This is a genomic window from Vibrio sp. 811, assembly GCF_033339195.1.
Genome location: NZ_JAWOUB010000037.1, coordinates 1 through 11,364 on the forward strand (window position 1 = coordinate 1; position 11,364 = coordinate 11,364).

Genomic DNA, 11,364 nt, shown 5'->3' on the forward strand with positions numbered 1-11,364 from the left:
GCGGGGTGGAGCAGCTTGGTAGCTCGTCGGGCTCATAACCCGAAGGTCGTCGGTTCAAATCCGGCCCCCGCAACCAAATACAAGACGATAGATTGAGTACTTATTTAGTATACAATTGTTAAGTCGTCTACGGATGCGCCGCTTGATTCAACGCCTGCTTCTCGCAACCAATCACATCGCTCTTTTCATAATGCTGCGAAGCATGAATCCCCAAAAGCTAAACTTTTATCCGCATCATATGATGTCGGACGATTTCGTTTGTGTTTAAAACACGATATGAATCGGCTGACGTACAAGTATGATGAGGCTTCGCGTGTTTTATCTACTTTAATTAACAGAGTTATCCACATACGTCGTTCTGTGGATAAGTTGGTTGATAAAGTGTTTTTAGCTTGACTTTTTATGATGGGGAAGAAAGATCTTTTCTCTAAAGTGAAGTTGAAACAACAAAGAAATATCAATTAAATCTTTGTTATATAAAGAAAAAATAAGTTTTTTGTCGGATCGAGTACGTTAAAATACGATCATTAACTGGTATTTTTTTGATCCTAGTCATTTCTCCGAGCTGTGTTTAACTTTTTTCTGCTAGCTTGTTTTTCTTGAATCTCAAATTTTTTTCCACATTACAAAATTGAGAACAAGGTCATGAATTGAACATGCAAAAGTACTTTCAATCTCTTGCATATAGACTACGCTCTATGCGTCTCTCGGCAGTCCCTTCTCGACTATCCTTATTAAGCGTTGCTTTTTCGTCTCTATAGATGAATTACTCTCAGTGGGGAGTTGATTCAGTTGCTCTGTCAAAGCCCATTTAATGTGCTCATCAAGTAATTTATTTTCACCTTGCCGACTTTCCAGCGCATCTATGATTCGCTGACTATATTCTGCATTACCAAGTGCGACAGCGATGTTACGTAGCCACTGTATATGACCAATACGACGGATAGCGGAGCCTTCCATATTTTTTAGAAAAGTCGCTTCATCCCAGTTAAACATGTCGACGAGGTCAGGGTTTTTGAAACTGTCACGACGGTGGAAATCATCTTGCTCCGTTATGTCGGCGTAGCGGTTCCATGGGCAAACCAATTGACAGTCGTCACAACCATAAATGCGGTTACCCATTGGCTTTCGAAACTCTTCAGGAATCACGCCATCGAACTCGATGGTGAGATAAGAGATACAACGCCTGGCATCGACAACTTTGTCTTCAACGATGGCTTGTGTTGGACATGATGTAATGCATGCTTTGCATTTACCGCACTGATCAACGCTTGGCTCATCTACGGGTAGTGGTAAGTCGATAAGTAGTTCACCTAAAAAGAACCACGATCCACAGTCTTGATCTAAAATCAGGGAATGTTTCCCGGTCCAACCTAAGCCCGCTTTTTGGGCGAGAGGTCGCTCTAATATTGGTGCGGAATCAACGAAAGGTCGGTAACCATATTGACCAACCTCTTGTTCAATAAGTTTGCCGAGCTTATTTAGCTGCTTTCTGACGAGCTTGTGATAATCGCGCCCTAGTGCGTAGCGGCTAATATAGGCATGACTTTTATTCGCGAGGTTCGAAGCGAATTGAGCCTCTGGTGGCAGATAGTCCATCCGGACGCTGATAACACGAACGGTTCCCGGGAGTAGCTCATGGGGTCTAGCACGCATCATACCGTGACGAGCCATCCAATCCATTGAGCCGTGATAGCCTGCATCAAGCCATTTTTGTAGTGCTGCTTCATGTTCACTCAGATCAACGTCGCAGATCCCAACTTTTTGGAAGCCGAGTTCTTTTCCCCAAACTTTGATTTGTTGTGCGAGTTGTTCGTAGTTCATGTTAACCACCGGAATAAAGGGGGGCGGATCTTAACGGATCTCTGGCTTTGGTGCTACCCAGTTAGGTACGTTTTTGATGTTGTGAATACTGCTTATTGAAGTCATTTGCATATATTCTAAATCTAGGTCGATACTAAGATGATTAAGATACCGTTTATTGGATACTTTTTTCGCACATATGACATTTGAAAGCTTGTCTCTCAAAACCAACACGGTTTACTATTCCTGTTCTTTTGATTTTTATATAGTCAACGATCATTAGTTAGAGAAGCATCAATGAGCACGAAACAATTCAATTTAAAAGATGAGCATGAAACGGTTGCACTAGGCACCGCTTTGGCTCAGCTTTGTTCCCAGCAAACCACAATTTATCTGCATGGTGATTTGGGTGCAGGTAAAACAACCTTTAGTCGTGGTTTTGTCCGTGCTCTTGGTCATCAAGGTAACGTGAAAAGTCCAACTTATACTCTAGTCGAACCGTACCAGTTGGATCAGTGGCAAGTATATCACTTCGACCTTTATCGTCTTGCGGATCCTGAAGAGCTTGAGTTTATGGGTATTCGAGACTATTTCACAGACGATGCGATTTGCTTGGTTGAATGGCCTGAAAAAGGGCATGGCTTACTGCCACAACCGGATCTTGATGTAAACATTCGCTACCAAGGTGAGCAACGTGTAGCCGAACTAACAGCTAATAATGATTATGGTGTGCAGTTACTCAGTCGATTGGAGCTATGTTGAGTTTTTCAAATTTTAGAGTAGTGGCGACGTTTGTCGCCACTTTTCTCCTTCTCATCCCCAATTTAGCATTTGCTAACGTCGTTAAGAGTTTTCGAGTTTGGCCTTCACCTGATGAAACGCGTGTTGTCATCGATTTAGGCTCGGAAGCTGACTATTCCTATTTCTCTTTATCAGGGCCGGATCGCCTTGTCGTGGATTTAAAAAGCACGACGATGCAGGCCAGACTGCCTGTTACTGTTACGGATAGCCCTGTTTTAAAACTGGTACGAAAAAGCTCGCCTCCAGAGAAGGGCACTTATCGTTTGGTGTTTGAACTAAAAAAGAGCGTTCAAGCGGAATTATTTAAATTAAGCCCAACACCAGGTGGGCAGTATGGTCACCGCTTGGTGATTGATTTACCGCACGGTAAGAAGGCATCGACCTCTAAACCGAGTAAGCCAGCGGCGGCCAGCAAAGACATGAGTTCAGTTCAACGAGCTCAAGAAGTGTTAATTGTTATCGACCCTGGTCACGGTGGGGAAGACCCTGGCTCTATTGGCCCTTCACGTCGTAAGTACGAGAAAGATGCGGTATTGAGTATCTCAAGAAAAATTGCTGCTCAGCTCGATGCGACTCCTGGTATTAAAACGCGCATGACTCGTACGGGAGATTATTTTGTAAACTTAAACCGTCGTGTCGCGATTGCTCGTGAAAATGATGCGCACTTGCTGATTTCCATTCACGCAGATGCGTTTACTTCACCGAAGCCTCGCGGTGGATCGGTCTTCGTACTAAATACTCGTCGTGCAAATACCGAAATTGCTCGTTGGGTCGAGAACCATGAGAAACAGTCTGAGTTATTGGGCGGCTCGGGTAATGCGTTCTTCACGAAGACAAAAGATCGTAACGTGAACCAAACTTTGTTGGACTTGCAGTTTAGTCATTCACAAAAAGAAGGCTATAAGCTGGCAACAGAAATCCTAGGTGAGATGGGACGTGTTGCGCACCTGCATAACACCAAACCGATCAACACCAGCCTTGCGGTTTTACGCTCTCCACAGATTCCGTCTGTGCTAGTGGAAACGGGCTTTATTTCTAACCCAACAGAAGAGCGTTTACTGTTTCAACGAGCGCACCAAGATAAGTTAGCTCAGGCTATCACTAAGGCGGTCGTCAAGTACTTAAAAGATAACCCACCAGAGGGTACGGTGTTCTCGCCTTCAGCGAAGCCAATGGTACATATTGTAAAGCGTGGCGAGTCATTATCGGTGATCGCGAACAAATATGGGCTTAGCTCTAAAGCGCTGATGTCGGCAAACAACTTGAAGTCGACAGGCTTGGCAATTGGTCAGAAGCTCAACATTCCTTCTGCTGGTACGATTAAAGTGCCAAGTAAACCGATTACTGTTGAGACAGAAACCATTACGCACAAGGTTAAGTCTGGTGAGTTCTTAGGTAAGATTGCGAATCACTATAAAGTGAAGGTTTCAGATATCCGCCGAGAGAATAACTTGAAGTCAGATACCTTGTGGGTAGGGCAAAAGTTGAAGATAACGGTCGCGGTAAAAGATAAACCGATTCGTAAGCACAAGGTTTCTCGGGGTGAGTTCCTTGGCAAAATAGCGTCCAAATACGGCGTTAGCGTATCGAGCATTCGTAAAGCGAATAACTTACGCTCTGATCAGCTAGCGGTTGGGCAAGTCCTGATCATTCCAAACAAGTAGGTGAGCTTCTAACTCATTATGACGATTAAAATTTTGCCAGCCAGACTTGCAAACCAAATCGCCGCAGGGGAAGTGGTCGAAAGACCTGCTTCTGTGATTAAAGAGCTGGTTGAAAATAGTCTTGATTCTGGCGCAACTCGAATCGATATCGATATCGAGAAAGGAGGCGCAAAGCTGATTCGTGTTCGTGATAACGGAAAAGGTATCGCGAAAGATGAACTCGGCTTAGCGCTCAGTCGTCATGCGACATCTAAGATACATACCTTAGATGATCTCGAAGCCATTATGAGTCTAGGTTTTCGCGGTGAAGCGTTAGCCAGTATTAGCTCAGTCTCGCGTTTGACGCTCACGTCGCGTCCTGCGGCACAAGAAGAAGCTTGGAGTGCTTACTCCGAAGGGCGTGATATGCAGGTGAAGCTTAAGCCAGCAGCGCACCCGATTGGCACGACTGTTGAAGTGTTGGACTTATTTTTTAATACTCCAGCGCGTCGCAAGTTTCTTCGTACGGAGAAAACCGAATTTGCTCATATTGATGAGTTATTGAAACGCATTGCGTTAAGCCGCTTTGATGTCACCATCAATGTGCGCCACAACGGCAAGATCATTCGTCAATATCGTGCGGCGAAAAATCAGCTTCAAACCGAAAAACGTATTGCAGCTGTCTGCGGTAACGCGTTTGTTCGACACATGCTCAGAATCGAGCTTGAGCATCAAGGGTTAAATCTACATGGGTGGATTACCACGCCAGAGGGAGCAAGGCAGCAAAGCGATTTACAATATTGCTATGTGAATGGCCGAATGATGCGTGACAAATTAATCAATCACGCGATTCGTCAAAGCTATGAAATGAGCTTAAAGCCAGATCAGTTTGCTGCGTATGTGCTCTTTATTGAGCTAGATCCGCACCAAGTAGATGTGAATGTTCACCCTGCTAAGCATGAAGTGCGTTTCCACCAAGCTCGTTTGGTGCATGATTTCATCTATCAAGCTCTGACGGATGCACTTTCACAAAGCGCTGTGATTGATAAACCACAGGTGAATGAATCGGCATTTCATCGCGTGGAACAGACTGAATCCGAAGAGATTGAGCATTCGCCAGAGCCTGAAAAAGTACAAGAGCCAGCATCTTCACCAGTACCAGAGCGGGTTTATCAAGCGATAGAGAGTACACCGGCTTATCCTGGACGCAGTGATTATGAAGTGAAGCCTCGTAATAGCGGTCCTAGTGAAACCTCCGTGCGAGAGGCGCGCGTAGTGGAGTCATTCAAACGTAATGATTGGGTGGAATCCAAACCTGCACCAAAGCCAAGTCACAGTAAAGAGCGCCACGTAGAACCAGCGCCAACTAAACAAGAAGTACGCGCTTATCACGAGCTGCTGAAAACGCCAGAGTTTGAGGCTCAGGCAGTCACTCCAATAGCGCCCCAAACGATAACTTCGCACACATCAATGCCATCGATTACTGCATTAGGCAAAGCGCTGATGGTGGTCGATGAACAATTTGTTTTGATGAGCAGTGACAGTGGGGCGGCGTTAGTCTCGTTACCTAGAGCAGAATTTTATCGTGTAAAAGGCCAGCTCACTCCAAGCGATGGTGCACTCAAGGCACAACCTCTGCTTGTTCCTCTATCTATTAAGTTAGAGCCCGAATTAGTGAGACTGGCCCAAGATTATCAACAAGATTTGGCATTGCTTGGTATTCAATTGAAAGCGAGAAACGAGCACGCCTTAATGGTGATGGGCGTCCCAGCTCCGCTGCGTCAACAAAACTTACAAAATTTAGTACCAGATCTGTTATCTTACGCGCAATCTTGTGTGAACGAAGGTATAGCAGCGGCTCAGATGCTGTCTGAGTTGATAGATTGGCTCGCATTACAGGTCACGACAGTGAAGAGTCACTATACTTTTTCTGAAGCCATTCAAATTATTGCGGAACTTGAACAGCTAAGACATGGTCAATTGCCATTAGAAGATACAAAATTCGTATCCGCTGTTGATTTCTCTGCCACGATAGCCAAATTAAAACCATGACAGATAAACTACCTTTGGCGCTATTTTTAATGGGGCCAACTGCATCAGGCAAAACTGAGCTGGCGATTCGTCTTCGTCAAAAATTTCCGATTGAGATCATCAGTGTTGATTCTGCTTTGATCTACAAAGGGATGGATATCGGTACGGCGAAACCGGATGAAAAAGAGTTAAGTTTGGCGCCTCATCGCTTGATAGATATTTTGGATCCAAGTGAATCTTACTCTGTCGCCGACTTTCGTCGAGATGCATTGAAAGCGATGGATGATATTGTTGCAGAAGGAAAAATTCCACTTCTTGTGGGTGGAACAATGCTGTATTACAAGGCGTTACTTGAAGGTTTATCACCACTTCCTGCTGCAAATCCTGAAATTCGTCAGCAAATTGAACAAGAGGCATTGACTAAAGGTTGGTCAGTGTTGCACGATGAACTCAAAGAGGTTGATCCTGTGTCAGCCGCGAGAATCCATCCCAATGATCCCCAACGTTTATCTCGGGCATTGGAAGTTTTTCGCATTTCAGGTAAAACTTTGACTGAATTGACTCAAACGAAAGGTGAAAGCCTACCATACCGAGTCAAGCAGTTTGCAATAGCTCCCAAGGATAGGGCAGAACTTCACCGTCGGATTGAACTCCGTTTCGAGAAGATGATGGAAGCGGGCTTTGAAGAAGAAATGAAAGCGTTATATTCGCGAAAAGATCTTCACCCCGATCTTCCTTCCATACGATGCGTCGGTTACCGACAGATGTGGGAGTATTTAGATGGGGAGTGTACACGTGACGAAGCGGTATTTCGTGGCGTATGCGCGACTCGTCAATTGGCCAAGCGTCAAATCACCTGGTTACGCAGCTGGGATGATTTAACTTGGTTGGATAGCGAGAACATTGAACAGGCATTAGAAACGATGTCGGAAGCAATAGCATCTGATTGACATAGCTGTGTATAATGTGATCGTTTTTGCGTGAACGCACTCTCAAAGGATCTGTTGTTGGCGGTTTTTATACTATGCTGCTAATTACTTAGAGTGCATTTTTGATTCGTTTAGCTCAGATGCAAAAGCCGTATCTTTTGCATTGCACCACTAGCTAAATAATTACAACTACAAATTAAATAAGGAAAATAAAAATGGCTAAGGGGCAATCTCTACAAGACCCATTTCTAAACGCGCTACGTCGTGAGCGTATCCCGGTATCTATCTACCTTGTGAATGGTATTAAACTACAAGGTCAGATCGAATCATTCGATCAATTTGTGATCCTGCTGAAGAATACTGTTAACCAAATGGTGTACAAGCACGCGATCTCAACAGTTGTGCCGGCTCGTCCAGTGAGCCATCACAGCGGTGAACGTCCACAAGGTGAGCGTCCACAAGAGAAATCTGAAGATTAATTCTTCATCGAGTATTTTTAAAATAAGGAGTTGATTGCTTGTTTGACCGTTATGAATCCGGTGAGCGAGCCGTACTTGTTCATATCAACTTCACGCAAGAAGGTGAATGGGAAGATCTGGCTGAGTTCGAAATGCTGGTTTCTTCTGCTGGGGTAGAGGCGCTACAAGTGGTAACTGGTAGTCGTCAATCCCCACACCCTAAATACTATGTCGGAGAGGGTAAGGCCCAAGAGATTGCTACAGCGGTACAATCAACGGGTGCCGAAATTGTGATTTTTAATCACGCCCTCTCTCCTGCCCAAGAACGTAACCTCGAAGCACTGTGCCAATGTCGAGTTCTCGACCGCACTGGTCTTATTCTCGATATCTTTGCTCAACGAGCTCGAACACACGAAGGTAAGCTACAGGTAGAGCTGGCTCAACTTCGTCATATCTCTACTCGTTTGATTCGTGGTTGGACACACCTTGAAAGGCAGAAAGGTGGTATCGGTTTACGTGGCCCGGGTGAAACCCAGCTGGAAACCGACCGTCGCTTATTGCGTGACAGAATCAAAGCCATCCTGCGACGCTTAGACAAAGTAGCGAAGCAGCGTGAACAAGGGCGCCGCGCCCGAAATCGAGCTGAAATCCCAACGGTTTCACTTGTGGGTTACACCAACGCGGGTAAGTCGACACTCTTCAACCGTATTACAGAAGCTGGCGTGTACGCGGCTGATCAATTATTTGCTACTTTGGACCCGACTTTACGTAAGATAGAGTTAGCAGATGTTGGTCCTGCCATCTTGGCAGACACGGTTGGTTTTATTCGACATTTGCCACACGACTTGGTTGCGGCCTTCAAGGCAACCTTGCAGGAAACGCAAGAAGCTGACATTTTGTTACATGTTGTTGATGCCAGTGATGAGCGTTTTCGTGAGAATATTCAAGCTGTTCATGAAGTACTAGAAGAGATCGACGCGCATGAAGTGCCGACTCTGGTTGTCATGAACAAAATCGACAATCTAGATTCGCAGAAACCACGTATAGAACGAGACGAGGAAGGCGTACCTCGCGCAGTTTGGGTTTCAGCAATGGATGGGTTGGGCATTGATGTCCTGTTTGAGGCTCTGACGGAACGTCTGGCGTCACAAATGGTCGAGCATCAGTTGCGAATTCCTCCACAGTATCAAGGACGATTCCGTAGTACCTTCTTCCAAATGAAGTGTATTCAACGTGAGGAATATGACCAGGATGGTAACTTGTTGATCGATATTCGAATGCAGCAAGTAGATTGGTCTAGACTTGAAAAAAGAGAAGGGGCAGTTTTGACTGGCTTTATAGTCACTTAAAGGACTGCTACAGTATAACGTCATATCAAATGATGGAGCTTTCTAATGGCGTGGAATGAGCCTGGAAATAACAACGGCAACAATGGCCGCGATAATGACCCTTGGGGTAATAATAATCGTGGTGGCCAGCGTCCTGGTGGCCGAGATCAAGGTCCGCCAGATTTAGATGAAGTGTTCAACAAACTGAGTCAAAAGCTGGGCGGCAAGTTTGGTAAAAAAGGCGGCGGTGGTTCTCCAATCGGCGGCGGTGGTGGTAGTGCAATTGGCTTTGGCGTGATTGCTCTGATTGCTGTTGCAGTTTGGTTCTTCGCTGGTTTTTACACCATCGGTGAAGCAGAGCGTGGTGTTGTACTGCGTTTAGGTAAATACGATCGTATCGTAGACCCAGGTCTTAACTGGCGTCCTCGCTTTATTGATGAGTACGAAGCGGTAAACGTACAAGCGATTCGTTCACTACGTGCATCTGGTCTAATGCTGACCAAAGATGAAAACGTTGTAACAGTTGCGATGGATGTTCAGTACCGAGTGACTGACCCATACAAATACTTGTACCGTGTAACCAATGCAGACGACAGCTTGCGTCAAGCAACGGATTCTGCACTACGTGCAGTAATTGGTGACTCATTGATGGATAGCATTCTAACCAGTGGTCGTCAGCAAATTCGTCAAACTACGCAAGAAACACTGAACCAAATCATTGATAGCTATGATATGGGTCTGGTACTTGTTGATGTGAACTTCCAGTCTGCTCGTCCACCAGAGCAAGTGAAAGATGCGTTTGATGATGCAATCGCAGCACGTGAGGATGAAGAGCGTTTCATTCGTGAAGCTGAAGCATACAAGAACGAAATCTTGCCTAAGGCAACGGGTCGTGCAGAGCGTTTGAAGAAAGAAGCACAAGGTTACAATGAGCGTGTCACTAACGAGGCTCTTGGTCAGGTAGCACAGTTCGAAAAACTACTACCAGAATACCAAGCAGCGCCTGGTGTAACGCGTGATCGTCTGTACATCGACGCAATGGAAGAGGTGTACTCAAGCACTTCGAAAGTGTTGATTGACTCGGAATCAAGCGGCAATCTTCTTTACCTTCCAATCGATAAGTTGGCGGGACAAGAGGGCAAAGCAGATACCAAACGTAAATCGAAGTCATCTTCAACCTATGATCAAATTCAACTTGAGTCTGATCGTACACAAGAAGACACTTCGAACACGCAGTCTCGTTCAACAGGTTCACGTCAAGGGAGATACTAAGAATGCGTAAGTTAATGATCCCTGTACTGGTAATCGCACTGGCATTAATGTTGATGTCTTTGTTTGTGATTCCTGAAGGTGAGCGCGGTATCGTGGTTCGATTTGGTCGTGTCTTGAAAGACAACAACGACATCACTCGAATTTACGAGCCTGGTCTGCATTTCAAGATGCCTTTGTTTGACCGTGTGAAACAACTTGATGCACGTATCCAAACAATGGATGGCCGTGCAGACCGTTTCGTAACGTCTGAGAAAAAAGACGTTATCATTGATACCTACGTGAAGTGGCGTATTGAAGATTTTGGTCGCTACTACCTCGCGACTGGCGGTGGTAACTCGCTAACGGCAGAGGCACTACTTGAGCGTAAAGTGACGGACGTGCTTCGTTCTGAAATCGGTGCTCGTGAAATCAAACAGATCGTATCTGGTCCACGTAACGATGATGTGCTACCAGAAGACGCAAGTGCCGATGTTGTCGCAACTGAAGCGGCTCGTGAGGCGCTTGAGATTGATGGTGAACGCGACCTAATCATGTCTGAAGTATTGAAAGACACGCGTGAAAGCGCAATGAAAGACTTGGGTGTTCGTGTCGTTGATTTCCGAATGAAGAAAATCAACCTGCCTGATGAAATCAGTGAGTCTATCTACCGTCGTATGCGTGCGGAGCGTGAGTCCGTTGCTCGTAAGCACCGTTCTCAAGGTCGTGAAAAGGCGGAAGTTATTCGTGCTCAAGCAGAACTAGAAGTAGCAACTATTCTAGCTGAAGCTGATAAAACTGCGCGTGTGACACGAGGTGAAGCGGATGCTGAGGCTGCGAAGATTTATGCTGAAGCGTACAACAAAGACCCTGAGTTCTTTAGCTTCCTACGCTCGCTACGTGCGTATGAGAAGTCCTTCAGCTCTAAGAGCGATATTCTGGTGCTTGATCCGAAGAGTGAGTTCTTCCAATACATGAACCAGTCGAAGGGCAGCATGGAGAAATAATCTCCGCGTCTCATTGAAATAAAAGGCTCCTTAGGGAGCCTTTTTTGTTTTTCAGCCCTAAACCACCTACTTCAGTAGGTGGTTATCATCCGTTTCGGCTTTGCCTGTAAAACTAC

At 45.5% G+C, this 11,364-nt stretch carries 9 protein-coding genes; 8 read left to right on the top strand and 1 reads right to left on the bottom strand.

Features of this window, described 5'->3' with window-relative positions; all coding sequences use genetic code 11:
- Window positions 1–696: 696 nt before the first annotated feature.
- On the bottom strand, window positions 697–1,824 hold the full coding sequence (gene queG, locus R7Q46_RS24120; RefSeq protein WP_005381370.1) for a tRNA epoxyqueuosine(34) reductase QueG: 1,128 nt from the start codon (window positions 1,822–1,824) through the stop codon (window positions 697–699).
- Between the two features lie 276 nt (window positions 1,825–2,100).
- On the opposite strand from queG, the gene tsaE reads away from it, so the two are divergent.
- The 8 genes from tsaE (at window position 2,101) to hflC (ending at window position 11,248) form a co-directional block, all read left to right on the top strand.
- Entirely contained in the window at window positions 2,101–2,565 is a 465-nt protein-coding gene (tsaE, locus tag R7Q46_RS24125) for a tRNA (adenosine(37)-N6)-threonylcarbamoyltransferase complex ATPase subunit type 1 TsaE (RefSeq protein ID WP_005381372.1), read from the top strand.
- The gene (locus R7Q46_RS24130; protein ID WP_025768796.1) at window positions 2,559–4,268 is read left to right on the top strand and encodes an N-acetylmuramoyl-L-alanine amidase; all 1,710 of its coding nucleotides are present in this window, start codon (window positions 2,559–2,561) and stop codon (window positions 4,266–4,268) included. Before tsaE ends, R7Q46_RS24130 begins: the two co-directional genes overlap by 7 nt.
- Before the next feature lie 18 nt (window positions 4,269–4,286).
- Complete coding sequence (gene mutL / locus R7Q46_RS24135; protein WP_225478165.1) at window positions 4,287–6,299, top strand: DNA mismatch repair endonuclease MutL; 2,013 nt, start codon at window positions 4,287–4,289, stop codon at window positions 6,297–6,299.
- Window positions 6,296–7,228, top strand: a complete 933-nt coding sequence (miaA, locus tag R7Q46_RS24140) for a tRNA (adenosine(37)-N6)-dimethylallyltransferase MiaA (RefSeq protein ID WP_047103958.1) — start codon at window positions 6,296–6,298, stop codon at window positions 7,226–7,228. Before mutL ends, miaA begins: the two co-directional genes overlap by 4 nt.
- 194 nt (window positions 7,229–7,422) lie before the next feature.
- Window positions 7,423–7,686 carry an RNA chaperone Hfq gene (gene hfq, locus R7Q46_RS24145; protein WP_005381379.1) on the top strand — a complete coding sequence of 88 codons (264 nt, stop codon included), beginning with the start codon at window positions 7,423–7,425 and terminating at the stop codon, window positions 7,684–7,686.
- A gap of 38 nt (window positions 7,687–7,724) precedes the next feature.
- Window positions 7,725–9,014, top strand: coding sequence for a ribosome rescue GTPase HflX (gene hflX, locus R7Q46_RS24150; RefSeq protein ID WP_005381380.1), 1,290 nt, complete (start codon window positions 7,725–7,727; stop codon window positions 9,012–9,014).
- Window positions 9,015–9,059: 45 nt separating this feature from the next.
- Window positions 9,060–10,265, top strand: a complete 1,206-nt coding sequence (gene hflK, locus R7Q46_RS24155) for an FtsH protease activity modulator HflK (RefSeq protein WP_017633728.1) — start codon at window positions 9,060–9,062, stop codon at window positions 10,263–10,265.
- A gap of 2 nt (window positions 10,266–10,267) precedes the next feature.
- On the top strand, window positions 10,268–11,248 hold the full coding sequence (hflC, locus tag R7Q46_RS24160) for a protease modulator HflC (RefSeq protein WP_005381382.1): 981 nt from the start codon (window positions 10,268–10,270) through the stop codon (window positions 11,246–11,248).
- The last annotated feature ends 116 nt before the right edge of the window (window positions 11,249–11,364 follow it).

Bases quoted from the DNA above. Each gene is read 5' to 3' on its own strand.
- queG (WP_005381370.1), bottom strand. From the start codon at position 1,824: ATGAACTACGAACAACTCGCACAACAAATCAAAGTTTGGGGAAAAGAA.
- tsaE (WP_005381372.1), top strand. From the start codon at position 2,101: ATGAGCACGAAACAATTCAATTTAAAAGATGAGCATGAAACGGTTGCA.
- R7Q46_RS24130 (WP_025768796.1), top strand. From the start codon at position 2,559: ATGTTGAGTTTTTCAAATTTTAGAGTAGTGGCGACGTTTGTCGCCACT.
- mutL (WP_225478165.1), top strand. From the start codon at position 4,287: ATGACGATTAAAATTTTGCCAGCCAGACTTGCAAACCAAATCGCCGCA.
- miaA (WP_047103958.1), top strand. From the start codon at position 6,296: ATGACAGATAAACTACCTTTGGCGCTATTTTTAATGGGGCCAACTGCA.
- hfq (WP_005381379.1), top strand. From the start codon at position 7,423: ATGGCTAAGGGGCAATCTCTACAAGACCCATTTCTAAACGCGCTACGT.
- hflK (WP_017633728.1), top strand. From the start codon at position 9,060: ATGGCGTGGAATGAGCCTGGAAATAACAACGGCAACAATGGCCGCGAT.
- hflC (WP_005381382.1), top strand. From the start codon at position 10,268: ATGCGTAAGTTAATGATCCCTGTACTGGTAATCGCACTGGCATTAATG.